The organism is Acidobacteriota bacterium (genome assembly GCA_026393755.1).
GTDB lineage: Bacteria > Acidobacteriota > Vicinamibacteria > Vicinamibacterales > JAKQTR01 > JBAXOX01.
On the sequence record JAPKZO010000019.1, the window covers coordinates 96,662 to 120,285 of the forward strand.

Here is a 23,624-nt window from a genome sequence, read left to right on the forward strand (position 1 = left end):
ATGAGCAAGCCGATGTTTCTCGGTCCACTGGTTGGTAAAGGCGCAGGCCGATACGAACTCATCAACACCGAGCGCGGCACCGTGCTCGCCACACACGTCGAACCCGCCTTCGAGTCGAAGACGCGGCGCCGGGGATTGCTCGGCCGCGACTCCGTGCCCGACGACTATGCGCTCATCATCGCGCCGTGCAGCAGCGTGCACACGTTCTTCATGCGTTTCTCCCTCGACCTTGTGTTCGTGTCGAAGGACGGCACAGTCGTCAAGACGTGCCGATCGGTGAAGCCGTGGCGGATGGCGGGCGCGTGGCGCGCGTTCGCGGTGATTGAAGCGGCTGCCGGGTTCATCGATCGCACAGAGATCGTGCCGGGTGAGGTGGTCGGGTTGCGTGAGATTCCGGAGAGGCGACGGGCTTCGGACGTGATCCCTCCGCTGACGGGTACGCCCTCGCATGAGGCTGGCGGCCCGAAGACGAGCGAGGTGGGTGGGTCGAAGACGCAAGAGGCGGGTCGGCCGAAGCCGGTGACGCTGGCGGATATCATCGGCCACCGGACGCCGCTCGGCTGGTTCGAGAGCGTCGCGATCGTGCAGGAGATGTGCGCGGCAGTTCTTGCGCGTCTGCCCGCCGACGACCCGTGTGTGCCCGAACTGGCTGACATCGCGCTGACGGACGTCGGCGGCGTTGCCCTGCTTGCCAGGGGGCCCGAGGGACATTCGCTCGTGCGCCGCGCCTGTCTGGTGCTTCTGTCGCTGACCCCAGAGGTCCGGCTGCCGACGGAGTTGCGACTGTTCGCGTTGGGAGGATTGTCGCCCACACCTCGGTTCAAGTCTCTCCAGGAGTTGCACACCGAGCTCGAGTTCTACGAGCGGCCGGATCGACCCGTCATCGTCCGCGGGGTGTACAAGCGCTACCGGCACCTGTCGGGTCCAGCAGCGCCTCTGGAAGAGGTGAAGCCGCCGGACGTACTCGAACCGCCTTTGTCGCGCCCTCCAGGGTATCGCCCGTGGTGGAAGCGGAAGTCGGTCTGGAACGGCATCTTTGTCCTGGTCCTGACGCTCGTCGCGGCCACCGTGATCTGGGAGTGGCGGAGGCCGGAAGGGCGGTGGCTGAGAGAGGACGTCGATCGGGTCACTCAGGTGGCCTCAGGCGTGGCCCACCGAGCGGCCGACGCGGCACGCGGCTATCGAGATGTGGCGTGGCGGAAGCTCGGGCTGGCGTCCGCGGAGCCGACGTCAGCTCCGTCTGTTGTCGAAGCTGACGCTCCCGCCGCCGCAGAGCCGGCCGAGCCGAGAAGAGTTATTCCGCCCTCGCCTCGACCGCAGGAGCCCCAGGCCCCGCCGGCCGTACCTCCTCTCGGCCCGCCACAGCCTGGGGAACCACCCGCAGCCGCCGCGTTGGTACCGCCCCAGCCGGGTGCGGCGACGCCGGCACCGGTCTCGTCCCAGTCACCCACTGCGGGAGCGGTCGCCGCGGCGCCGACGACCGTCTATTCCGCGGCGGACCCCCTGGTGGTTCCGCCCGAACTCCTTCGTCCCGTCCTCCCCAAAGGCCCCCCGCCGGGCGTCCGTTCCGAAGACCTGCCCGAAGTGGAAGTCTTGGTTTCGGCCACCGGCCAGGTCGAGACGGTCAAACTTTTGTCCTCTGGGGCGGCCGGGCCGCGGGCGGCGATGATGTTGAGCGTCGTCAAGACGTGGGCGTTCAAGCCCGCGACTCGAGCAGGCCAGCCGGTGAGGTACCGGTACCGGATGCGGCTGACCAGATGACCCCCTCTTGGGGCTCCAAATAGTCGAGATCTATATCTACCGCCCTTGGCGTTTTTGTCTGGCGCGAACCAGAACTTGTGGGCGCCAAACGGTGTAACTGTCAAAAGTGGGTGCAATTTTGCAGTTTTGGGGTTGCCCAGAACGGCACTCAAGTTGCTGTTGCATGGATCCAGATTGGACGGGACTAAGACATGGCAGAGTTAGGGCGCAGAAAACACGTGAGATTCCCTCTCGCGCAACCGATTGATGGCAGTCTGCTTGTGCGCGAGGAAGTAGCCATAGAGGAGTGGAATGACCAGCACATGGTTGTTCTGTCCCCCGAGCCCTGTCCGGTGGGCGAGCGCGTCACTCTTGAAATTCCGGACGATAAGCGCCGCAGCATGAACGGGAAGGTGGCGGAGTGCCGGCCGGCGGTGGTGGGCGACGGAGAGATTCGTCATCGGATCAAGTTGTCGATTGAGGACAAACCGTGAGTCTTGGGCAGAGCAGTCACCACCGCGCGGACGATTTCGCTGTGGCGACGCTTGTGCGGTCCCTTCCTATGCGCCTCGTTGAGGTCAGCCGGGGCGGTTGCCGCTTCGAGTGCGGGTCCAGGCTCGTGTCTGGAACGAGCGGGGTCCTGGCCGTCGAGCTGGCCGGGCTCATGCGGATTGATGATTTTCGCGTCGCCAGGTGCCAGCAACGTATGGGTGCTGGGGCGGTCTACCAGGTAGGCGCGGAGCTATTGAGAACACGACGGCTGGGCCGACGAACAGTGCGCACGGCCGTCACGAAGATCATTGGCGCCGAACGGGGTGCTGGCCACGCCCGCGATCGCGTCGAGGGTCCACCGCCTTCGGGCAACGAGGTCGGTGGCAGGTCCGTAAGCCGGAGTCCGCCGGCGAAATCGGACGACGGGTTCTGACCGGACCCGCGGCGTAAACATCGGGGTAAGCGCCCCGGCAAACCGTAATCTTGGTAGACAGAAGAACCGAAAGAGGCAGTATGAAGAACCTGATTCAGCGTTTCATCCGTGAAGAGGACGGCCAGGACCTGATCGAGTACGCGTTGCTCATCGTGTTCATCGCGGTCATCGTAGTGGTCGCTCTGGAGCCGCTGGGGATTACTGTCCAGGGGGTCTACGAGTCGATCAACACGAAGCTGAAGGGCTAGACACCTGCATCGACTTAGAAGTTTATTCTGAAGGCAACTCGGTGGGGGCGCGGAGTGTACTCGCGCTCTCACCACACCCTCTCCGCAATGATGATGTCTCGGCAGGGTGAACGCGCGAGTGGAAAGACCAAGTGGGTTGGGCCTTATGCGCCAAATGACTGCCGTGAGACGGGTCCGGAGGATTTTGAGAGACGAGCGTGGGCAAGACCTGATCGAGTACGGGTTGCTCGCCAGTCTCATAGCCGTCGTTGTAAGTGGTGCCGTGCAGATACTCGGAAGAGGCGTGTCGGACTTGTGGACTCGAATCGTAACCGATCTTGTTTTGTATTTCTCGTGAGGCCGCGATGAAACTGCTGCTCCGACGGCTCGGTCGGCTTCTCCGCGAGGAAGACGGCCAGGATCTCGTCGAGTACGGCCTCCTCGCCTTGTTTGTCGCGGTCGCGGGTGTTGCGGCGTGGAACGCTATTGTCACGGGCTTGGGCACGTCGTATCTAGGTTACGACTCGGGTGTCCAGGGTCTCTGGATACCGAACGATCCAGTGAGCAGCGGGACATGAGTGTCTTGTCCCTCGACGCGCCGGGCCTTGCGGCGGTGGCCCTCGGAGTCGTCGCGTGCGTCTGCGACGTTCGCACGCGTCGTATCCCGAATGCGTTGACGTTCGGCGCCTCGGCCGTCGCTTTTGCTTTCTTCTTGGCGACTGCCGGTTTGCACAGTTTCGGGCTAAGCGTGGTAGGTTGGATCGTCGGGTTCGCGGTGTTCCTGCCGTTCTTCCTGCTCGGCGGCATGGGTGCCGGCGACGTCAAGCTCGTCGCGGCATTCGGTGCGTGGCTTGGCCCGGCGAAAGTCGTTTGGGTCGCGCTCTACGGAGGCATCGCCGGCGGCGTGCTGGCGCTCTTGCTTGCGGCGAGTCATGGGTACGTACGACAGGCGTTCTGGAATCTTGGCTATCTGTTGTGGTTCTGGCGAATGTCTGGCCCGCGCCCGCTGCCGGCATTGACGCTTGAGCATGCCTCGGGCCCACGGTTGGCGTACGCAGTACCGATTACGATCGGCATGGTGGCAACGCTATGGCTACGATGAAACTCGTCGTGTCGCCTGCTCGGCTCCGCAGCCAACGCGGTAACGCGCTGATCGAGTTCGCACTCGTGCTGCCGTTGTTGCTCCTGATCTTCGCGGGCATTGTGGACTTCGGGTTTCTGTTCCAAAGGTACGAGGTCATCACCAATGCGGCCCGCGAGGGGGCGCGCATCGGCGTGCTTCCTGGTTACGACGCAGGCGATGTCCAGCAACGCGTGTCGGACTACGTGGCGGCGGGACTGTCGATGACGGCGGCTGAGGTGTCGGCGGCCGTCGGCGTGCCGGATGTTCAGACGGTGACGATCACGCCGGTCACTGGATCGGCCTTCACCGCAACGCAGGTCACGGTCAGCTTCAACTACTCGTACATCATCCTCGGGCCGATCGTGAACCTCGCGACACACAGCGCCTGGGCGCCAAGCATCACGATTAGCGCCAGATCCACGATGCGTAGGGAAATCGTCGGCAGCTGACAGCGGAGATCTTGAATATGAATCGCACGCTGCGCACCTTTATCGTTGTCGTGGTCGCGCTCGGCATGGCCGGACTGGCCAGCTTCGCGGTCTACCGGGCGGTCCAGCGCATTCCCGTGCGCGAAGTAGAAGTGGCCCACGTGCAGGCCGTGGTAGCGTCCACCGGGATTCCGGTTGGCACGCTGCTGACCAAGGAGCAGTTGAAGCTCGTGGGATGGCCATCAAGCAGTCCCGTGCCGGGGGCGTTCACGTCCATCGACGCGGTGGTGGGCCGGGCGGCAGTTGTGACGCTCGCCGAGAACGAGCCAATTACCGAGAGCAAGTTAGCGTCGCGTGGGTCTGGGTCAGGACTCCCGCCGACGATTCCTCCAGGCATGCGGGCCATGTCCGTCAGGGTCAACGAGGTAATCGGGGTCGCCGGGTTCGTGGTGCCGGGCACGCGCGTAGATGTTATAGCGACAGTAGACGTTAACAGGGACATCGTGACGCGCACGGTGGTCAGCAACCTCCTCGTGCTCGCCGCCGGGACCAGGTACGACCAGGATGCGCCTAAGAAGGATGGCAAGCCCATCCCGACGACGGTGGTGACTCTCGCCGTCACGCCGCCCGACGCTGAACGGGTCTCTCTGGCGGCGACGGAGGGCAAAGTGATGCTGGCGCTGCGCAATCCTCTGGATACCCAACCGACGGAAACAGCCGGCATTCGCCTGGTGAACCTGACCGGTGCTCCAGCGGGGCCGCCCATCGAGCAGAAGGTCAGGGGCATCAAGAGAGTGGTCGCTGCGCTACCGCCCGCACCGCCTCCACCTCCGCCGCGGCCCTACACCGTGGAGACCATTCGCGGAGCCAAACGCACGACGGAAGAGGTGAAGAAGTGACCGTCCGCATTCTTCTCACGACCCTGCTTCTGGTCACCGGCGTTGTCCAGGCGCAAACGCCGACCGTGTCGCCAACACAGGTACCGACGGCACCTTCCGCGCCAGCGCCGGTCGCTCCCGCCGCCGGCTTCGAGCGCATCCTCCTGACCGCCGGACGCTCGACGGTGCTCTCAACGGCTTTTGACATCACGCGTATCGCCGTGACCAACCCGGCCGTGGCGGACGCGGTGGTCGTCCAGCCCCGCGAGATCCTGATCGACGGCAAGGCCGCAGGAACAGTGAGTCTCATCATCTGGGGTGCGGCACGGCGCGTCCAGTTCGACGTGGTGGTTGAGCAGGGTGTGAGTACGCTCCAGCAGAAGCTGCAGGCGCTCTTTCCCGGCGAAGACATCAACGCGACGGTGAATGACGAAGCGTTGATCCTCTCGGGCCACGTCTCGAGCACAACCGTGATGCTCAAGGCCGGTGAGATCGCCCAGGCCAGCGCGGCGAAGACGAAAGTGATCAACATGCTGCAGTTGCCGGGCCCTCCCGGCAGCCAGCAGGTGATGTTGCAGGTGCGCTTTGCCGAAGTGAACCGGAGGGCGACCGAAGAACTCGGCGTGAACCTCTTCATGGGGCCGAACGGTCAGAACGACTACGTCGCGCGGACGACGACGCAGCAGTTCAGCGCACCGGGCTTCGACCAGGAGACGACGACCTTCAGCGACTTCCTGAACCTGTTCGTCCTCAACCGGAAGTACAACGTTGGAGCCGTGATCCGGGCGCTTCAGGGGAAGGGCTTCTTTCAGAGCCTTGCCGAGCCGAACCTGATCGCCTACAACGGGCAGGAGGCGAGTTTCTTGGCCGGCGGGGAATTCCCCGTTCCGGTCGTGCAGGGTCTCACCAATTCGGTCACCATTCAGTGGAAAGAATTTGGCGTGCGGTTGACGTTCACGCCGACGATCGCTGGCGATATTATCCGTCTCAAAGTCACGCCTGAGGTCAGCAGCCTTGACTTCAACAACGGCATCACGCTGCAGGGCTACCGCATTCCCGCGCTCATCACGCGGCGCGCGCAGACCGACGTCGAGCTGCGCGACGGACAGTCGTTTGCGATAGCTGGCCTGCTGCACAATACCGCGCAGGAAGACGGGTCGGCGGTTCCGATCCTGGGCAGCATCCCCATCATTGGCGCGTTGTTCAAGAGTAGGGCCGATCGGAAAGAACAGACGGAGTTGATGGTGTTGATCACTCCGCGCCTCGTCCGGCCGCTTGATCCCGACGAAGTCCCAGCGGTTCCAACCTCGCCGAAGGTGTTCATCAAGGATCCTGTTGACTCGGGCAAGCCAGGGGTTGCCGATGCGCCGCCGGTCCAGGCCGCCACGAAAGTGATACCGAAGAAGAAGGGACCGGGGGCCTGATCTGGAGCTTGGTATGAGGTGTACTGTCGCATCACTCGCATCGGTACGAAGCGGGCAGCGCGGAGCGGTCCTGATCCAGGTGGCAGTTGCCATGTTGGGATTGACCGCCTTCAGCGTCCTGGTCCTCGACTACGGCGTGATGTGGGCGGCCCGAAGCCAGGCACAGAACGCAGCAGATGCTGGCGCGCTCGCCGCGGCCGTATCCCTTGCCTACTATGACGCCGAGGACATTCCACGCGCGCAGGCAGCCGCCGTTGCCGCAGGGCGAGCGAACCTTGTCTGGGGTCAGGCGCCAGACATCAATCCCGCCGTCGATGTGATCATCCCTTACGCATGTCCTCCAGGCGCGCCCGGCCCTCCCGACACGTGCGTTCGGGTAAACGTTTATCGGAACGCGTCGAAAGATCCGTTGCCCGTGTTCTTCGCCCCGCTGCTGGGTATTTCGAGCCAGGGCGTCCAGGCAATGGCCGTGGCTCAAGTCCTCATGACAAACGCGAGCGACTGCGTCAAGCCGTTCGCGATTCCCGATAAGTGGACTGAGCGCCGCGCAGCAAACGGGGCGGTGAGAGAGATTGATTGGGACACGACGCAGACGTTCGATCGGTACGTGGAAAAGGGGCCCAACATGGGCCAATTGCTTTCGGCCGACCAGAGCACGCTCGACGAATACGTACCTCCGGTTGGTGACAACCCCGGTTCCGGGTTTACGCTCCCAGAAAGCTACGGCCTGAAAGTAGTCTTGAAGTTTGGGAATCCCCATCAGACGTACAGCCCCGGTTGGTACTTTCCCGTCGATCTTCCGAGAACAGGCGGTGGCCCGCTTACCGGAGGGGATAGGTTCCGAGAGAATATTGCGACTTGCAACGGTGTTCCCATCGCCCCCGGGGACCCCATCCAGAACGAGCCAGGCGGCATGACTGGTCCCACGAAGATGGGCATAGAAGAGCTCGTGGCTCCCGACCCGTCTCACTGGGATGAGACGGCCGGGGATGACCATAAAGGGGCTCCTGTGTGCGACGGCAGCCCCGGCTGTTTTACGAGGCGAATAGTCGCCATCCCGGTCTTTGACATAGACGCGTTCTCGCGGGCGGACCGTACAGACCAACAAGGCAGGTTCACTTTTACGATCGTCAAACTTCTGGGCTTCTTCATCAACAATATTTCTAGCAGTGGCGATGTTACTGGATACTTCATGGCCTATCCCGGAGTATTCAAGGAGGGCAGCCCAGACCCACAACCGTCTTCGTTCTTGAGGACGGTCGCACTGGTTCGTTGACGAGGTAGATGTGGTTTCTGAAGTCATTGTGGTCGACGCCAGGGATCGCGCGATTGAGCAGATGCTCAGCGCCTGCGGCATGCGAACGACCAGCATTTCCGGCGGGGATCTGACGTCGCTTGCGCATCCATCGGCGCATCAGCCAGATGTAGTCATTCTCGATCTCCGAGGCGGTCGGCCGCTGCCGCCAGCGGTGTCGCTGCTGAAACGGGCCCACCCCGGAACGGGCCTTTTGATCGTGGCCTCGTCGCTCGAGTCGGGACTGATGCTCGAAGCCATGCGGGCGGGAGTGACCGAGTGCGTCCCCGAACCACTCCGCCAGCCTGATCTGGAAGCCGCGATTACGAGACTCGTTACGGCGCACCAGTCGGTTTCCACCGGTCTCGTGTTCGCCTTCGTGGGCGCCAAGGGTGGCGTGGGCACGACGACCACGGTGGTCAATGTCGCGACGGCACTGGCCGCTGCCAGCCCCGCGCAGGTCCTGGTCATCGATCTCCACCTCGTTTACGGCGACGCGGCGGTCTTCCTCGGAGCCGAGCCTCGCTTCTCCGTCGTCGACGCCCTCGAGAACATGCAACGGCTCGATCAGGCGTTCTTCAAGAGCCTGGTCACGCGTAGTAAGGCGGGCCCAGATGTGCTCGCGTCCTCTGACCGCGCCCTGGCTGCCCCCGGGGCCATTCTGGGGATTCGCCAGCTTGTGGAGTTTGCCGCGCGGATGTACCGATACACGGTACTCGACGTCCCGCGGTCGGATACCGCGGCCATTGACGCCCTCGATGCGGCGGCGAAGGTGGTGATCGTCGCCAACCAGGAAATACCGACGGTCCGGAACGCCGCGAGAATCGCGGAGGCGCTGCGACTGCGATACGGCAAGGAACGGGTGGACATCATCGTCAGCCGGTTTGATCCCCACTCGGAGATTGGCCAGGACGACGTCGAGAGGGCTCTCGGCGGACGGTTGAGCGCCACGCTGCCGAGCGACTACCGACTCGCACGGCTCGCGCTCAATAAAGGACGTCCTCTGGTCATGGAGAACCAGAGCAAGTTGTCGGATGCCTTCCGCCGGTTGGCGGAGTCCATCGCGGATATCGAGAGACCGGAAAAGACCGCTCCGAGCGGTGGTTTCCTGCGAAGGTTAATCGGACGGTGACGTAGTAGATTCGGGACGGGAAACCGATGTGGAACCTATGACGAACTCGCCCACACCCGCGAGCCCGGCCGGTCTGGCTGGTTCGACGCAGCACCCGCAATACCAGGAAATCAAGGCTCGCGTTCACCAGGACCTCCTGAGCAGGCTGAATCTCGAGCGCCTGTCCACTACTCGCCGGGAGGAGGCGGAGCCCGAGGTCAGACGGCTGATTCTGGGCATGCTCGACGTCGAGACGAAGAACGTCCCGCTCAGCCGATTCGAACGCGAGACGCTGATTGTTGATGTCCTGAACGAGTTGTTCGGTCTCGGCCCGCTCGAAGCGCTCCTCGCGGATTCCACGATCTCGGACATCCTGGTCAATCGATACAACCAGGTCTACGTCGAGCGCGAGGGGCGTCTCGAGGAAACGCCGATCGTCTTCAAGGACGACCGCCATCTCCTCCAGATCATCGAGCGCATCGTCAGCGCCGTCGGCCGCCGCGTAGACGAGTCGAGCCCGATGGTCGATGCGCGGCTGGCGGACGGTTCCCGCGTCAACGTGATCATTCCGCCGCTTGCGCTTGACGGTCCTGTTCTATCGATCAGGCGGTTTCGCACCGATAGACTCGGTGCGCAGGACATGGTGGAACGGGTCACGCTGACGGATCCGATGCTCGAGTTTCTCAAGGCGGCGGTCACGTGCCGCCTGAACATTATTGTCTCCGGCGGTACCGGCGCCGGGAAAACAACGTTCCTGAATGTGCTCTCCGGCTTTGTGTCCGACAAGGAGCGCATCGTCACCGTCGAGGACGCGGCGGAGCTCGTTCTACGCCAGCGCCACGTGGTTCGCCTCGAAACGCGCCCGCCGAATATTGAGGGCAAGGGGATGGTGAAGCAGCGGCAGTTGGTGATCAACGCCCTCCGGATGCGTCCGGACCGCATCATCATCGGCGAGGTGCGCGGAGAGGAAGCGCTCGACATGCTTCAGGCCATGAACACCGGCCACGACGGAAGCCTGACGACGATCCATGCCAACAGCCCGAGAGATGCGCTGTACCGCCTCGACACCATGGTGGCGATGGCGAACCTGAACATCCCAGACAAGGCGATCCGGCAACACGTGGCCTCCGCCGTCGACATCGTCGTGCAGATGACGCGGCTCTCCGATGGCACCCGCAAAGTGACCGCGATTTCCGAACTCACCGGAATGGAAGGGGACGTAATCACGATGCAGGACATCTTCCTCTTCGAGAGAACAGGATTGTCTCCGGAGGGGCGAGTCGTCGGACGGTTCCGTGCCACTGGCATCCGGCCCAGGTGCGCGGATCGCCTCAAGTCGTCAGGCATCAACTTCCCCATGACCATGTTCGAGCACGTGCAGATCGTGGCGTGAAGATATGACCACGTTACCTATCATTACGTTCGTCGCTGTCCTGGCCGTCATGCTGTCGATCTACTGGGTCCTTGCGGTGCGGCCCGAGACGGCGAGTCAAAGCGCGATCCAGAAGCGATTGAAGTCGGCGGCACGACCGGCTCACAAACAGCGGTTGCTCTTTGTAAAGGGGCGGCAGTTCAGCGACGTCCCGGCCCTCAACGCCGTGCTCAGAAGTTCCAGGGCGTTCTCCGGTCGATTGCAGGCCACGCTTGATCGCTCTGGGCTCAAGTACACCGTCGGGACTCTTGTTCTGGCGTGCGCTTGTTGCGGAGCCTTGGTCTACCTGCTTCTGAGCCGCGCGACCGGGACGGTCCTCGCGTCTGCGCTTCTGGCCGGGTTCGCCGCGTTCAGTCCGTATCTCTTCGTGCGATGGAAGGCGGGCCAGAGGATGCAGCGATTCGAGGAACTCTTTCCCGAAGCTATTGGCCTGATTATCAGAGCCTTGCGTGCAGGACATGGTTTCGCGACGGGTCTTTCGATGGTTGCGGACGAACTCGCCGAGCCCGTCGGGCCTGAGTTCAGGCTCGTGTACGACCTTCAGAACTTCGGCATGCCTTTGGAAGATGCGCTGACGAGTCTGGCAGAACGAATCCCGCTGCTGGATGTGCGCTTCTTCGTCACCGCGGTGTTGACGCAGCGCGATGCAGGTGGCAACCTCGCCGAGGTGCTGGAGAACATCAGTTCCGTCATTCGCGATCGTTTCAAGGTCAAGCGGCAGGTACGAGTCGTCACGGCCCACGCGCGCATCACGGGGGGCGTGCTCGCCGGCATGCCTCCGGTCGTGGCCTTGGTCATGTTCATCATCGCGCCCGCCCACATGAAATCTCTGGTGACCGATCCGATAGGTGTCCGCATGGTCATCGGCGCCATCGTTCTCCAAGTCGTCGGTGCCCTGGCCATCCGAAAAATCGTGGATATCGAATACTGAGCCTGTCACATGCCAAGTGACCTGGTCCTCGCCGCCGTTCTCGTCTTTGCCGCCGTCGCGCTGGCAGCCGCTGCCTTGGGGTTCGCTGTGCTCAAGCGCATGGCGCCCGCACGCCGGCGTTTGGATGGACTGCCTGCGATGGGCAACACAGTGATCGTGGCGCGGGAGGCACCCCTCGCAGACGGCACCGACGCCGCGGTGCAACAATTCGCGCGATTCATCCCTCGGTCGCCCGGGGAGATGACTCGGATCCGCAAACGGCTGGCCCGAGCCGGGCATCACGGCGTTGCGCCGGTGGTGATCTATTCGATCGCGGAACTTCTGGGGCCACTGTTGGCTGGAGTCCTGATGGTGGCGGCCATCGGCATGACTAGAACCGGCCTATTCTTTGCTGTTCTGGCCGCGATCGTCGCGTACATGCTGCCCGGCCTGGTGGTCCAGCGCCTCAGCACACTGCGCAAGAAGCAGATTCAGAATGGGCTGCCGGATGCGCTCGATTTGCTGATTGTCTGCGTCGAAGCGGGCTCGTCGCTCGATCAGTCTGTCGTGAAGGCCAGCGAGGAACTGCATCTGTCCTATCCCGCACTTGCCGAAGAATTGCGCTATGTGAATACAGAAATCCGGGCCGGTAAGCCACGCATCGAGGCGTTCAAGAACTTCGCCGAGCGGACGAAAGTGGACGACGTGCGTGCGCTGGTGGCGATGATGGTGCAGACCGATCGGTTCGGCACAAGCATCGCCCAGTCGCTGCGAACGTTCGCGGACGCGGCGAGGACAAAACGGAGGCAGAACGCCGAGGAACGGGCCGGGAAACTGGGAGTCAAACTGGTATTTCCCCTCGTGTTCTGTTTGTTTCCCGCGCTCTACGTGGTGCTGCTGGGCCCTGGTGCGATTAAGATCTTTCGCGTGCTGATCCAGCAGGTTGGCAATCGTTGAAGCGACTCGAGGGTGTCTAGTCAGCGGCGCCGCTGGCTGTTAATCGAACGACGGCCGAAAGGCCGGCTCTGGGGGGTTTATCGTGACGACAACACAGATCATCCTTATCGCGGTGGCGGCTATCGTCGGTGTGCTCTATCTCATGAGACGGCGTGCGCGCCTCCGCAAGGAAGACTAACACCTCGGAACGTGTCTTTTCGTACGCTGGTTATAAGACATGGGTGGACATCGAACTGGAAGTCTGGCTGCACTGGTAGCGCTACTACTCACGCCGGGATGCGTCGCCCGGGGTGTGCCGATTGCGACCCAGGCGGTGGCTGACGAGGCACGCCCAGCTCAGGCGACCGGGTCGAGTGTGCCACTCCATGGCGGCCTGGCCGGCGTGCCGGAGACCGTCGTCGTGTCGCGGCCGGTCACAGCCAGAACAACGTTGGAAACGGCCGAAAAGTGGGATCCAGAACTCAAGCTGGCGTTGGTCCAGCTCGAGGCCTCTCAGACTGTCCAGCGGTACCTCGACGTGGCAGACGCCTATTGCCGCCTGGGAATAGCTGACAAGGCCGTGGATCATCTTAACCGGGCGCTGCAAGTAGACCGTGGGAGTGCGGCCGCTTACGATCGTCTGGCCCGCGTCTGGCGCGACGCGGGTTTGCCGCAATTCGGCCTGGCAGATGGGCATCGGGCGGCGTACTACGCTCCTGCGTCGCCCGAAGCACAGAACACGCTCGGGACCATTCTTCAGGCCCTCGGCTTGTTCCGAGCTGCCCGCGACCGATATCGAATGGCGCTCACGCTTGATCCGGGCGCCGCGTACGCCCTCAACAACCTCTGCTCGCTCGATCTTCTCGATGGCAATCCGGCACGGGCCGTTACGGTTTGCGGGCAGGCGCTCGCGATCACGCCGGGTCTTGTGGTGGCACGCCAAAACCTTGCCTGGGCCGAAGCGATGCTTGCCCTTGCAAAAGCGGGGAACCCCGATGCACGGCACTGAGCAATTCCGACCGATCCTTCCGCATCCGCCGGCGCCAGGCTCTCTGGAGGAATCGGGGCTCTCGCTCGATCTCGTCCTGCAGTTAACGCTGAAAACCCTGTATTTCGCCGGCGATCTGACCGGTACTGACTTAGCGAAGCGCCTCGGGGTACGGTTCCCGGTCATCGAGCCGGCCCTTGAGTTCCTGAAGGCTCAGCACCAATGCGAGATCACGGGCGGCGCGATGCTTGGGGCCGCGGCCTACCGATACCGCATCACCGATGCCGGCCGAAAGTCCGCAGCGCTCTATCTCGAGAGCAGTCACTACGTGGGATTTGCCCCAGTACCGCTTGCACACTATCAGCGCTACATGCGTGAGTACGCCCAGGTGGCGCCGGGGCACGCAACCCGCGAGCGGGTCAGAGATGCGTTTTCGCACCTCGTCATCAGTGACCGGGTGCTCGATCAGCTCGGGCCGGCGATCAACGCCGGCCACTCGATGTTCGTCTACGGGCCCCCTGGCAACGGGAAGACCGTCATTTCCCAGGCCATACGAAACCTGCTCGACGGGGATATCGCGATCCCGCACGCGATCGAGGTAGAGGGGGGCATCATCCGCCTTTTCGATCCGGTACAGCACGAACCGCTTCCGGTCGAAGAGGCTGCCGACTCGATGGACGCCGGCATTGGTCTCGACATGCGCTGGGTGAGATGTCGCCGGCCCCTGGTCATGGTCGGCGGCGAGCTGAGACTCGACGCTCTTGAATTGACGTATGACGCGGTGTCGGGTATCTATCGGGCGCCGGTCCAGACCGTCGCGAATGGCGGTGTGCTCGTCATCGACGACTTTGGACGGCAGCAGTGCGAACCCCGGCAGCTGCTCAACCGCTGGATCGTACCCCTCGAGAGTCGCGTGGATTACCTCACGATGAAGAGCGGGCACAAGTTCGAGCTGCCGTTCGTGATGCTGATGGTGTTCGCCACGAACATCAAACCAGCCGAGCTCGTGGACGAAGCGTTTCTGCGGCGAATTCACTATAAGGTGTTCGCGGAGAGCCCGACTGTTGAGGATTTCGTGAAGATCTTTCACAGATGCTGCGACGATCGCGGCATCGACTTCGACCGAACCGTCGTCGAGGGCCTCCTTGCCGACTATTACCGGCCGAGACAGGTGCCACTGCGCGGTTGCCATCCCCGCGACTTGGTCGAACAGGCGCTGTCCTTGGCGAAGTACCTTGGCCTTCCCGCGCGGCTGGACAGAGAGTTGCTCCGCCGCGCCTGCGAGAGCTACTTTGTGGACGACCGCGAAACCGCGGTAAGCCTTGCCTGACGCAGGCTGGCAGGAGCAGATGCTGCAGCGATGAGAACGTCCGGAAAGCAATCAGACCTGATGATCTTGATCGTCCCGGTCTTGGTCCTGGTGGGAGCCGTGGTGGTATTCACGGGTGACCCCAACCAGTTCTTCCCGACGATCGAGCGGCATTTATGGACCGCGGTCCTTGGTGTGGCAGCCTGGGTGTCCGGCTTGTTCTCGTGACATGGGAGCGACATGCCGGTTCCTCCTTCCCCCGCCTGGCGCGGAGCGCGTTCGTTGCGTGCACAGGGTCGCGCCGGCTGTCGTTGCGTCCCTCCTGCTATTGCTTGCCGTAGCCAACGTTAGTTCTCAAGACGCTTCACTCTCCGTTAAGATCACGTCCCCGCTCGGCCGAATGGGACAGCCGGGCACCGTCCGCATCGTCGGGCAGGTCCGGACCCCATCCGGAAGATCGGTGGTGGCGGTCCGCTTCTCCGTGGACGGCATCTTGCTGGGAACCGTGACATCCGGCCCGCCTTACGCCGTTGAGTGGACTGACGAGAATCCGTTCAAGCGTTGCGAAATTGTGGTCGAGGCCGAAGACAACCAGGGCGACATCGGCCGCGACAGGATCACGCTTGAACCTTACGTGATCACCGAACTCACCGAGATCACCAGCGTACTCGTCGAAGCAGGCGTGTACGACCCGCAGGGCCGGATGGTCCGGGGCCTCACCGCGCCGGAGTTCATCCTCGCAGAGGACGGCGTCCGGCAGAAGCCCGACATGGTTGGGCAGGAGACGATCCCCACTACCTTTGCCCTGGTCGTGGACAGCAGCCAGAGCATGTCGCGCAACATGGAATTCGTCCGGGATGCCGCGGGCCGACTTGCGGATTACCTGCGCCCGAAGGACCAGATCCTAGTGGCCCCGTTCAGCCGCCGGCTGCATGCGATCACCGGCCCAACCAACGATCGCCGAACGATCACAGAGGCCATCACCGCGATCAGTGCCAGCGGGGGCACTGCCACGCGCGACGCCCTGATCGAGATCGCCGGCCGCTTCAACGGTGTCGAGGGGCGGAGGGTAATCGTGCTGATTACCGATGGGTACGACGAGCACAGCACGTCGTCTCTTTCTGCCTGCGTAGCCGCCTTGAAGCGGGGAGGGGTGACGGTGTACACGGTCGGCATCGGCGGCGTCGCGGGCATCTCTATCAAGGGCCACGACGAGTTGAAGTCGATCGCCGCGGACACCGGCGGCCGGGCCTTCTTTCCTTCCCGCCCAAGCGAACTGCCCAACGTGTACGGCGTGCTCGCCGACGATGCGCAACTGCGATACCTGGTCACCTATACCCCCATCAACCAACGGCGCGATGGGACCTGGCGCGCGATTTCGCTGGGGACCTACGCGGAGGGCCTCGTCGTGAAGGCACGCCCGGGCTACTTCGCCCCGAATCCGCCGCCCGTCCGCCCGGTCCTTGAGTTCACGGCGATTGACGTGGAGAACAAGTATCTTGAGGTCTCCAGGGACGACTTGGTCGTTGTTGAGGACGGCGTTGAGCAGAAGCTCGATACCTTTCAGGAGGCCACCTCGCCCGTGTCGATGGTGCTGGCGCTCGACTCAAGCGGCAGCATGAGGAGAAGCAGCGAGACCGTCGTGGCGGCCGCCAAGGCGTTTGTCGAGACACTGAGGCCAGAGGATAGCCTCGGCATGGTCACGTTTGCCGACAGGTCGAATCTGGTGCATGCGATCACGACGAATCGGCAGAACACCATTCAGGCGCTGGCGGAATACAAGGCCGAGGGCGGGACGGCGCTCTACGACGCGCTGTGCGACGCGCTGCTCATGCTCAAAGGCCGCGCGGGCAGACGGGCCGTGGTGATCCTGAGCGACGGACGGGACGAAGACAATCCGGGCACGGGCCCCGGCAGCATCAAGAAGTGGGACGACGTGCTGCGCCTGTTGCAGGATGTGGACGTGACGATGTTCCCCGTCGGACTGGGCACAAGGATTGATCCCGAGCGGCTCAGCCTGCTTGCCACCTTCTCCGGGGGGCAGGCCTACTTCTCGCAGGACGTATCGGAACTTGCTGCTCAGTTCGAACGGATCACCGAAAACCTACGTCACCGTTACATCGTTGGCTACACCTCCACAAACTCCGCGCGTGACGGCAAGTGGCGCAGCGTCGAGATCCACACACGGTCATCCGGCATCCGCATCAGCAGCCGCAAGGGCTATTTTGCGCCGGAGCGGTGAGAGCACTCGATGATGAAGCGTGAGGATCTTCCCGATCTCCTGTTCACCGTCATGACGCTGCTCGTGCTGGCATTCGCGCTGTCTGGGACGTTTGCCGATCCTGATCTGTGGGGCCACGTCAGATTTGGCCAGGATATCCTGGCCTCCCATTCCATTCCACGCCAGGACCCGTACTCGTTTACGAGCGACAGGCCGTGGATCAACCACGAGTGGCTGGCGGAAGTGCTGATGGCAGGTGCGTATGGCGTGGCTGGCAGCGCCGGACTGATTGCGCTCAAGTGGTTGCTCGCCGCGAGTGCGCTTGGCATCCTCTGGCGGGCTATGAGACACGCTGGGGTCTTTCAACCTGTCGCCAAGGGGTTGCTGCTCCTAGCGCTCGGGGGCGCCTACAGTCTGATGGCGACTATCAGGCCGCAACTGTTCTCGATGCTTCTCTACACGATCCTGCTTGCGTTACTGAACGGGGTCGGCCGGGGACATCGGCGTCTATTGCTCTGGATGCCCGTCCTTTTCGCGTTCTGGGCGAACCTGCACGGAGGCTGGATTGTTGGGCTTGGAGTGCTCGGGCTGTGGAGTGCTTCGACCCTTCTGGCGGGAAGCATCTCGTGGCCATGGGCGGCCGGCGGCACGCTTCTCGGCATCTTAGGCACGCTGGTGACACCATATGGCCCCAGGTTGTGGCGATTTCTCTGGGAGACCGTCGGACTTGGACGCTCGGACATTACGGAGTGGCAACCGCTCACCCACGAGCCGTTCTTCGTGATTCCGTGGACCATGGCGGCCATACTGATCGTCGTCGCGTGGCGGCGGCACCGCTGGGCCGTGGTGTCGCTGTTGATCCCGGCGGCGACGCTCGGAGCAATGGCAGTTCGAGTCGTGCGGCTCGAGGGCTTCTTCGCCCTGACAGCGGTGATCCTGCTTGCGCCGTGCTTTGCGGCGTTCGGGCCGGCGCGCCTCCCGCTAACGCGGCGGCCGACGCGGGCCGACATCATGGTGGTCGGAACGATGTGCCTGGTTGGGTTCCTGGCAACGGGCGTCGCAGTGAACAATAGGGTCAGGTGCGTGACGATCCCGGGACCAGATCTGAAGGACTTTTGGGCGGCGCCGGAAGCGGAGGCCATCACGTTTCTGCGGGGCAACCCGATAGAGGGGCGGCTCCTCACCTATTTTGACTACGGCGAGCTAGCCATTTGGCATCTCGCGCCGAAGCTGCGCGTGTCGTATGACGGGCGGCGCGAAACGGTCTACTCCGAGGCGGTTCAGAAAGCCAACCAGGGCTTATATTCGAAAGCGCCCGACGTCAGATACGCCCGGCTCCTGAAGGCCGACTACATCTGGCTGCCGCTTCGGTTGCCTGTGATCGACCTTCTTAAGCGTGATGGATGGGTTGCGATCTTTTGCGGAAGCCGATCGATCGTGCTCGCGCGAGAGGCGGGGCAGTTCGCACAACCGGCACCGTGGACAGGTCCGAGGTGCTTTCCAGGTCCGTAACCGAGCCACGGTACGGGAATCGACGGGCAGGTCTCGCTAAGTCGTGGGTAACGAGCTCTTCGAGGGCAAGCCGAGAGTCTTCTTCCGCATCGCGCTGCGTGACGGCCGCGGAATAGTCAATGTGTTCCCATGGTAAGCTGCGCCTGTTGACGCGGAGGACAGGACGATGACGAAGTGGTGGAGAACCTGCCGACTCGACGTGATCGAGGTCTCTCTCGTTGCCGTCCTCGTCGCGGTCATTGTCACGACCGTCGTGTCGTCTCGGTACGCGCGGCTATCCTACGTCGCATACAGTGCGGCACAGGAGGGGGCGCGGCTGAAAGACCGTTACGGGCCGTCACGGTACTCGAGAAACGAGGAAGAGTGGATCATCCGGGACTACTTCCAAGACCGGCGCGCCGGGTCCTTTGTAGATGTCGGCGCGAATCACTACAAGAACGACAGCAACACGTTCTATCTGGAATCTGAGCTCGGATGGTCAGGCATTGCCATCGACCCCCAGGCTGAGTTCGCGGCCGATTATCGAACCCACCGACCCCGCACCCGCTTCTTCGCGTTCTTCGTCTCAGACACCTCCGACTCCAACATCACGTTCCACCTGGCAGACGGGAACTCGCTGGTGGCGTCCGCGGATCAAGGTTTTGCCGAACGGGCGGGCACGGAGATCAAGGACCCTGTCTACTCGTCCAAGGCCGTGAGCGTGCCGACGATCCGACTCTCGGATCTGCTTGATCAGACTGGCCTGTCTCATTTCGATTTCTTGTCGGTGGACGTTGAGTTGGCCGAACCGAAAGTCCTCGCAGGCTTTGACATCAACCGTTTTGCACCGACGCTCGTCTGTATCGAGGCTCACCCGCAGGTACGGCAGCAGATTCTGGACTACTTCGCCGCACACGGGTACGTGGTTCTCGGCAGGTACCTCCGCGCTGACTTGGCAAACCTGTACTTCGCGCCGATTGGGCTCACCGCCCCTTCGCGGCCGACAGCCCCCGAGACGGTTCTTGAAGGCGTTCCAAAGAAGTAGTGCCGCAACGGCACCAGGTCGTCTCGTGGTGTCCCGCGCCGCCGGCGTCAATCTGGTGGCACTTGAGCAAGTGGCTCCGACGATGCTACCGTCGTCGTCTGTCGATTGGCGCGCATGCCACACGTCGTCGTTGGCATGGCGTTGGCAGTTCTTCTCGAGAGCACGCTGGTTGTCGATCGTGAACAGCCGAGAGCGTGCGGGAGAGGAATGTGATGGGAAGAGCCGATTTGGCGGAGAGAATCGACACCGTGGAGCATCGCATGGACTCGATGGAGCAGCGCCTGGACGCGTCGTTCAACGCGCTAAGCACGCAGATCCTGCAGTCTAGCCGGGAGACAAACGATGCAATTCTTGCCTCGCGAGCTGAGGTCGCTACCGAGTTCTCGACGATGCGGGGGCGTTTTGAGAGTCTCGAGACCGCCATGGTGGGCTCGTGGGCCCATTTCGAGAACTCTATTGCGGCCAGTCAGGACGACAACCGCCGCTACATGAAGGTTCTGTACGAGGACCTCAGAAGTCAGATTAAGTTGCTCAACGAGGGCCATCCGTCCTCGTCGTGACACGTCGGTCCCGTTAACCGATGTAAAGCCGTGGACGTCTGGACCTCTCTTGCCGGGCCTGGTGCACCTGTCAGCCTGGAGCGGCTTCAATCTGCCCAAGACGCCCCCTGCTATGGCGAGCGCGGCGGGTCGATGTACTCCGGCTTGCGTGTCAGTCGGCTTGGGATGTCTTCAGCAATGCCCAGCCTGACACGGGTTTGCGCGAACTTGTTGCGGGGTGAGCCAGGAAGTATTCTGACACCATGAAGACCGCCAGTGTTCAACAGGTCCCGGAGCAGTGGCCGGAGATCTTGCGATGGGTCGCTGCCGGTGAAGAGGTGCAGGTGACGCAGCACGATCAGGTGGTGGCCAGGGTCGTCCCCGCCAGGCCACCGGCCACTCCTGATTTCCTCGCGCGAGCCAAGGCCGTCTGGGGCGACACGCCGCCGGGCAAAGCCCTCAGCGTCGTCGTGTCCGACGCGCGTGGAGGCGACTCGTGACGTATCTGGATACCGGTTGTTTTGTCAAACTCTACGACCCGGAGCCAGACAGCGCCAAGGTCGTCGCACTCATTCAGGGCAAGCCGCTGTGTTTCACGCCGCTGCGATCGGCTTGAACTTGGTGACGTTGTGAAGATGGTCTGAGATCCGCCAGTCGCGGAACCTGATTCAGCCAAAGACCTCCCGCCTTGGTACGCTTGCTCCGTCGGCATCGCCCATCAGCAACCACTTCGAATCGCCGTCGCGACGCTTGAATCCAGCGTCCCGACGATGCTACCGTCGTCGTCTGCCGATTGGCGCGCATGCGACGCCTCGTCGTTGGCATGCAGTTGGCAGTTCTTCTCGAGAGCACGCTGGTTGTCGATCGTGACCAGCCGAGAGCGTGCGGAGAGAGGAATGTGATGAGAAGAGCCGATCTTGCTGAGCGAATCGACACCATGGAGCATCGTATGGACTCGATGGACCAGCGTCTGGACGCGTCATTCAACGCGCTGATGGCGGAGATTCTGCAATCTCGCCGGGAGAACGATGTTGCACATTCTGCAATGCGCTCCGAATTCACCCGTGAGAGTTGTGCCTTGCGCGGTGAATTGTCGGGGGAACTCTCGACGATGCGGACTGAGGTCGCCCGAGAGTTCTCGACGATGCGGGTTCGTTTCGAGAGCGTCGAGACCGCTATCGACGACTCGGGGGCCCATCTCGAGGCCGCCATGCTGGTCCTGCACGAGGAAGTCCTGAGTAGGCTTAAGTTGATCGGCGAGGGACGACCGTCCTCGTCGTGACGCGTTGCTACCCTATTCTCTGCGTCAGTGCGGGGGGCTGCGCGGGCGATGTCGAGGCGCTTGAGTACATCACCTCGACGATGCTACCGTCGTCGTCTGCCGATTGGTGCGCATGCCACACGTCGTCGTTGGCATGCCGTTGGCAGTTCTTCTCGGGGGCACGTGGCTGGTTGATCGCGACCAGCCGCGATAGTGTCCCGGGGAGGAATCGATGGGAAGAGCCGATTTGGCGGAGAGAATTGACACCGTGGAGCATCGTATGGACTCGATGGACCAGCGCCTGGACGCGTCGTTTAACGCGCTGATGGCGGAGATTCTGCAATCTCGCCGGGAGAACGATGTTGCACATTCTGCAATGCGCGCGGAAAGCACCAAAGAGTTCTCGACGATGCGGGCTGAGGTCGCTGGGGAGTTCTCGGCGGTGCGGGCTCGTTTCGAGAAGGTCGAGACTGCCATCGACGAGACGAGAGCTGACGTCGCCCGAGAGTTCTCGACGGTGCGGGCTGAGGTCGCCCGAGAGTTCTCGGCAATGGGGGCTCGATTCGAGAGCGTCGAGGCCACCATCGACGACTCGCAGGCCCATCTCGAGGCCGCCATCGTGGACCTGCTGGGCGTGATCAACAAAGGCGCTGAGGCTCTGGACTCTGCTTTGCGGGGCGAGATTCGCAAGGGCGATGAGGAGAGCCGCCACTTCATGCTGGTCCTGCACGAGCAAGTCATGAGCCAGTTCAAGTTGCTCGGCGAGGCCCGACCGTCCTCGTCGTGACGCGTCGCGACGCGACAACCAAGGCAACGCAGCGGGGGGCGTCGCCGGCACGAGTGCCGCGGCCGACATGGAACATCGACCTGACCGGCGGGACTTGTTCAAGCCACTGAAACGGCGAGGACGGCCGCAACGCTTCGGTCGACCGGGCGACAGCCGGGGGCGGCCGCGCCGTCGGCGTCGAAGCGCTTGAGTTCGTGGCCGAGACGATGCTACCGTCGTCGTCCTGCCAATTGGTGCGCATGCCACACGTCGTCGTTGGCATGGCGTTGGCAGTTCTTCCCTTGGGCGCGCGACTGGTTGATCGTGACCAGCCGCGATCGTGCCGACGGGAGGAATGTGATGAGAAGAGCCGATCTTGCTGAGCGAATCGACACCGTGGAGCATGGCATGGACTCGATGGAGCAGCGTCTGGACGCGTCGTTCAACGCGGTCACGATTGACAGTCGGCTAGCCGAGCAGTATATTCAATGCACAACTCCCTGGTCCCGATCGACGGGGCTGGCGGGCGGTCTATATGGCCGCCCTTTTCTGTCTTGACGCCACCCCGACGTCGCACCATCGTCTATATCGACGGCTTCAACCTTTACTACGGAGCCATCAAAGGCGGTCCGCACAAGTGGCTCAACCTCGAACTCTTGTGCTCTCGCCTCCGCACGGATGACGATCTCGTGCGGGTCAATTACTTTACCTCTCTGGTCGACGGCACTCGGGGTGCGCGTCAGCGCGTCTTCCTCGATGCCCTGTCGACTCTCCCGAAGGTCGTCATCATCCTTGGCCAATTCAAACGGAAGACGGTCACCTGCCTGAACACCCGGTGCACCCTGATCGGTGACCGAACGTTCCAGATGCCGGAAGAGAAGCGCACCGACGTCGGAATCGGCGTCCAGATGCTGGACGACGCGTATCAGGACGGCTGCAACACGTTTGTGTTGATCAGTGGTGACTCGGATCTCGTGCCGGCGGTCCAACGCATCAGGCAACGGTTCTCGGAGAAGAAAGTCATCGCATACCGCCCCGTGGGCGAGGTCTCATTGAAAGCACGCCGAGCAGATGAACTTGCTCAGGCAGCGGGCGGCGGCCGACTGTTGCCACGGGGACTGTTTGCTCATTGCCACTTTCCTGACGTGGTCGTAGGCGCACGCGGAGCGGTGGTCGTCAAGCCTGCTGGCTGGTAATCGCGTAGCCGTCAGCCTCTTCCCGGATCCCCCGGAATCTCCGCACACTGTGCCAGCGTGGCATCAGCCGTTCGATGAGTCTGTCGCGCGGCGGCGCGCCGCCGCGGTGAACGCGCAGGGTTGACTCCGGGCCGGGGGAGCCGGCATCGCGCTCAACATACCGGTCGAGCGAACGCCGGATCATCATTACCGCCGCGATCGATATCGTGGCGCGATACGGGCGCTTGAGTCCGTGGCCCGACGATGCTACCGTCGTCGTCTGCCGAGTGGTGCGCATGCCACACGTCGTCGTTGGCATGCCGTTGGCAGTTCTTCTCGAGAGCACGCTGGTTGTCGATCGTGACCAGCCGAGAGCGTGCGGAGAGAGGAATGTGATGAGA

Annotated in this window: 26 protein-coding genes; 25 read left to right on the top strand and 1 reads right to left on the bottom strand. The window is 62.8% G+C overall.

The window, feature by feature from the left end; all coding sequences use genetic code 11:
- From NTV05_07470 to NTV05_07590, 25 genes are all read left to right on the top strand, one after another.
- A complete protein-coding gene (locus NTV05_07470; protein MCX6544241.1) occupies window positions 1-1,761 on the top strand; it encodes a DUF192 domain-containing protein in 1,761 nt (586 codons plus the stop codon).
- A 191-nt stretch (window positions 1,762-1,952) separates the two neighbouring features.
- Window positions 1,953-2,234 carry a hypothetical protein gene (locus tag NTV05_07475; GenBank protein MCX6544242.1) on the top strand — a complete coding sequence of 94 codons (282 nt, stop codon included), beginning with the start codon at window positions 1,953-1,955 and terminating at the stop codon, window positions 2,232-2,234.
- A gap of 511 nt (window positions 2,235-2,745) precedes the next feature.
- Entirely contained in the window at window positions 2,746-2,913 is a 168-nt protein-coding gene (locus tag NTV05_07480) for a Flp family type IVb pilin (GenBank protein MCX6544243.1), read from the top strand.
- Window positions 2,914-3,067: 154 nt separating this feature from the next.
- Window positions 3,068-3,250: a Flp family type IVb pilin gene (locus NTV05_07485; GenBank protein MCX6544244.1), complete on the top strand. Its 183-nt coding sequence runs from the start codon at window positions 3,068-3,070 to the stop codon at window positions 3,248-3,250.
- 7 nt (window positions 3,251-3,257) lie between these two features.
- The gene (locus tag NTV05_07490; protein ID MCX6544245.1) at window positions 3,258-3,470 is read left to right on the top strand and encodes a Flp family type IVb pilin; all 213 of its coding nucleotides are present in this window, start codon (window positions 3,258-3,260) and stop codon (window positions 3,468-3,470) included.
- Window positions 3,467-3,994, top strand: coding sequence for a prepilin peptidase (locus NTV05_07495; protein ID MCX6544246.1), 528 nt, complete (start codon window positions 3,467-3,469; stop codon window positions 3,992-3,994). The genes NTV05_07490 and NTV05_07495 overlap by 4 nt, the downstream gene beginning before the upstream one ends.
- The gene (locus NTV05_07500) at window positions 3,982-4,464 is read left to right on the top strand and encodes a pilus assembly protein (protein ID MCX6544247.1); all 483 of its coding nucleotides are present in this window, start codon (window positions 3,982-3,984) and stop codon (window positions 4,462-4,464) included. The genes NTV05_07495 and NTV05_07500 overlap by 13 nt, the downstream gene beginning before the upstream one ends.
- A 17-nt stretch (window positions 4,465-4,481) precedes the next feature.
- A complete protein-coding gene (gene cpaB / locus NTV05_07505) occupies window positions 4,482-5,342 on the top strand; it encodes a Flp pilus assembly protein CpaB (GenBank protein ID MCX6544248.1) in 861 nt (286 codons plus the stop codon).
- Window positions 5,339-6,745 (top strand): type II and III secretion system protein family protein, encoded by a 1,407-nt coding sequence (locus tag NTV05_07510; GenBank protein ID MCX6544249.1) that lies wholly within the window; start codon window positions 5,339-5,341, stop codon window positions 6,743-6,745. Before cpaB ends, NTV05_07510 begins: the two co-directional genes overlap by 4 nt.
- A 13-nt stretch (window positions 6,746-6,758) precedes the next feature.
- Window positions 6,759-8,021: a pilus assembly protein TadG-related protein gene (locus tag NTV05_07515; GenBank protein ID MCX6544250.1), complete on the top strand. Its 1,263-nt coding sequence runs from the start codon at window positions 6,759-6,761 to the stop codon at window positions 8,019-8,021.
- Window positions 8,022-8,031: 10 nt separating this feature from the next.
- Window positions 8,032-9,171: an AAA family ATPase gene (locus NTV05_07520; GenBank protein ID MCX6544251.1), complete on the top strand. Its 1,140-nt coding sequence runs from the start codon at window positions 8,032-8,034 to the stop codon at window positions 9,169-9,171.
- A 37-nt stretch (window positions 9,172-9,208) separates the two neighbouring features.
- On the top strand, window positions 9,209-10,543 hold the full coding sequence (locus tag NTV05_07525) for a CpaF family protein (GenBank protein ID MCX6544252.1): 1,335 nt from the start codon (window positions 9,209-9,211) through the stop codon (window positions 10,541-10,543).
- 4 nt (window positions 10,544-10,547) lie between these two features.
- Window positions 10,548-11,513, top strand: a complete 966-nt coding sequence (locus NTV05_07530) for a type II secretion system F family protein (protein ID MCX6544253.1) — start codon at window positions 10,548-10,550, stop codon at window positions 11,511-11,513.
- Between the two features lie 9 nt (window positions 11,514-11,522).
- Entirely contained in the window at window positions 11,523-12,449 is a 927-nt protein-coding gene (locus tag NTV05_07535) for a type II secretion system F family protein (protein ID MCX6544254.1), read from the top strand.
- A 382-nt stretch (window positions 12,450-12,831) separates the two neighbouring features.
- Window positions 12,832-13,437, top strand: a complete 606-nt coding sequence (locus NTV05_07540; protein MCX6544255.1) for a hypothetical protein — start codon at window positions 12,832-12,834, stop codon at window positions 13,435-13,437.
- Window positions 13,424-14,746: an ATP-binding protein gene (locus tag NTV05_07545; protein ID MCX6544256.1), complete on the top strand. Its 1,323-nt coding sequence runs from the start codon at window positions 13,424-13,426 to the stop codon at window positions 14,744-14,746. Before NTV05_07540 ends, NTV05_07545 begins: the two co-directional genes overlap by 14 nt.
- A gap of 60 nt (window positions 14,747-14,806) precedes the next feature.
- Entirely contained in the window at window positions 14,807-14,953 is a 147-nt protein-coding gene (locus tag NTV05_07550) for a hypothetical protein (GenBank protein MCX6544257.1), read from the top strand.
- A 235-nt stretch (window positions 14,954-15,188) separates the two neighbouring features.
- Window positions 15,189-16,967, top strand: coding sequence for a VWA domain-containing protein (locus NTV05_07555; GenBank protein MCX6544258.1), 1,779 nt, complete (start codon window positions 15,189-15,191; stop codon window positions 16,965-16,967).
- A 9-nt stretch (window positions 16,968-16,976) separates the two neighbouring features.
- Complete coding sequence (locus tag NTV05_07560; protein MCX6544259.1) at window positions 16,977-18,458, top strand: hypothetical protein; 1,482 nt, start codon at window positions 16,977-16,979, stop codon at window positions 18,456-18,458.
- A 166-nt stretch (window positions 18,459-18,624) separates the two neighbouring features.
- Window positions 18,625-19,482 carry an FkbM family methyltransferase gene (locus NTV05_07565; GenBank protein ID MCX6544260.1) on the top strand — a complete coding sequence of 286 codons (858 nt, stop codon included), beginning with the start codon at window positions 18,625-18,627 and terminating at the stop codon, window positions 19,480-19,482.
- 212 nt (window positions 19,483-19,694) lie between these two features.
- Window positions 19,695-20,042 carry a hypothetical protein gene (locus NTV05_07570; GenBank protein MCX6544261.1) on the top strand — a complete coding sequence of 116 codons (348 nt, stop codon included), beginning with the start codon at window positions 19,695-19,697 and terminating at the stop codon, window positions 20,040-20,042.
- A gap of 242 nt (window positions 20,043-20,284) precedes the next feature.
- Entirely contained in the window at window positions 20,285-20,521 is a 237-nt protein-coding gene (locus NTV05_07575; protein ID MCX6544262.1) for a hypothetical protein, read from the top strand.
- Window positions 20,522-20,823: 302 nt separating this feature from the next.
- Window positions 20,824-21,303, top strand: a complete 480-nt coding sequence (locus NTV05_07580) for a hypothetical protein (GenBank protein MCX6544263.1) — start codon at window positions 20,824-20,826, stop codon at window positions 21,301-21,303.
- Window positions 21,304-21,562: 259 nt separating this feature from the next.
- On the top strand, window positions 21,563-22,069 hold the full coding sequence (locus tag NTV05_07585; GenBank protein MCX6544264.1) for a hypothetical protein: 507 nt from the start codon (window positions 21,563-21,565) through the stop codon (window positions 22,067-22,069).
- Window positions 22,070-22,536: 467 nt separating this feature from the next.
- A complete protein-coding gene (locus NTV05_07590; GenBank protein MCX6544265.1) occupies window positions 22,537-23,244 on the top strand; it encodes an NYN domain-containing protein in 708 nt (235 codons plus the stop codon).
- On the opposite strand, the gene NTV05_07595 is transcribed toward NTV05_07590, so the two are convergent.
- Window positions 23,225-23,521, bottom strand: a complete 297-nt coding sequence (locus NTV05_07595; protein ID MCX6544266.1) for a hypothetical protein — start codon at window positions 23,519-23,521, stop codon at window positions 23,225-23,227. The two genes, NTV05_07590 and NTV05_07595, sit on opposite strands and share 20 nt — an antisense overlap.
- Window positions 23,522-23,624: the final 103 nt, after the last annotated feature.

Excerpts from the sequence above, each read along its gene's own strand:
- NTV05_07470 (MCX6544241.1), top strand. The coding sequence starts at position 1 with ATGAGCAAGCCGATGTTTCTCGGTCCACTGGTTGGTAAAGGCGCAGGC.
- NTV05_07475 (MCX6544242.1), top strand. The coding sequence starts at position 1,953 with ATGGCAGAGTTAGGGCGCAGAAAACACGTGAGATTCCCTCTCGCGCAA.
- NTV05_07480 (MCX6544243.1), top strand. The coding sequence starts at position 2,746 with ATGAAGAACCTGATTCAGCGTTTCATCCGTGAAGAGGACGGCCAGGAC.
- NTV05_07485 (MCX6544244.1), top strand. The coding sequence starts at position 3,068 with ATGACTGCCGTGAGACGGGTCCGGAGGATTTTGAGAGACGAGCGTGGG.
- NTV05_07490 (MCX6544245.1), top strand. The coding sequence starts at position 3,258 with ATGAAACTGCTGCTCCGACGGCTCGGTCGGCTTCTCCGCGAGGAAGAC.
- NTV05_07495 (MCX6544246.1), top strand. The coding sequence starts at position 3,467 with ATGAGTGTCTTGTCCCTCGACGCGCCGGGCCTTGCGGCGGTGGCCCTC.
- NTV05_07500 (MCX6544247.1), top strand. The coding sequence starts at position 3,982 with ATGGCTACGATGAAACTCGTCGTGTCGCCTGCTCGGCTCCGCAGCCAA.
- cpaB (MCX6544248.1), top strand. The coding sequence starts at position 4,482 with ATGAATCGCACGCTGCGCACCTTTATCGTTGTCGTGGTCGCGCTCGGC.
- NTV05_07515 (MCX6544250.1), top strand. The coding sequence starts at position 6,759 with ATGAGGTGTACTGTCGCATCACTCGCATCGGTACGAAGCGGGCAGCGC.
- NTV05_07525 (MCX6544252.1), top strand. The coding sequence starts at position 9,209 with ATGACGAACTCGCCCACACCCGCGAGCCCGGCCGGTCTGGCTGGTTCG.
- NTV05_07530 (MCX6544253.1), top strand. The coding sequence starts at position 10,548 with ATGACCACGTTACCTATCATTACGTTCGTCGCTGTCCTGGCCGTCATG.
- NTV05_07535 (MCX6544254.1), top strand. The coding sequence starts at position 11,523 with ATGCCAAGTGACCTGGTCCTCGCCGCCGTTCTCGTCTTTGCCGCCGTC.
- NTV05_07545 (MCX6544256.1), top strand. The coding sequence starts at position 13,424 with ATGCACGGCACTGAGCAATTCCGACCGATCCTTCCGCATCCGCCGGCG.
- NTV05_07550 (MCX6544257.1), top strand. The coding sequence starts at position 14,807 with ATGATCTTGATCGTCCCGGTCTTGGTCCTGGTGGGAGCCGTGGTGGTA.
- NTV05_07560 (MCX6544259.1), top strand. The coding sequence starts at position 16,977 with ATGATGAAGCGTGAGGATCTTCCCGATCTCCTGTTCACCGTCATGACG.
- NTV05_07565 (MCX6544260.1), top strand. The coding sequence starts at position 18,625 with ATGACGAAGTGGTGGAGAACCTGCCGACTCGACGTGATCGAGGTCTCT.
- NTV05_07570 (MCX6544261.1), top strand. The coding sequence starts at position 19,695 with ATGGGAAGAGCCGATTTGGCGGAGAGAATCGACACCGTGGAGCATCGC.
- NTV05_07575 (MCX6544262.1), top strand. The coding sequence starts at position 20,285 with ATGAAGACCGCCAGTGTTCAACAGGTCCCGGAGCAGTGGCCGGAGATC.
- NTV05_07580 (MCX6544263.1), top strand. The coding sequence starts at position 20,824 with ATGCGACGCCTCGTCGTTGGCATGCAGTTGGCAGTTCTTCTCGAGAGC.
- NTV05_07585 (MCX6544264.1), top strand. The coding sequence starts at position 21,563 with ATGGACTCGATGGACCAGCGCCTGGACGCGTCGTTTAACGCGCTGATG.
- NTV05_07590 (MCX6544265.1), top strand. The coding sequence starts at position 22,537 with ATGCACAACTCCCTGGTCCCGATCGACGGGGCTGGCGGGCGGTCTATA.
- NTV05_07595 (MCX6544266.1), bottom strand. The coding sequence starts at position 23,521 with ATGCGCACCACTCGGCAGACGACGACGGTAGCATCGTCGGGCCACGGA.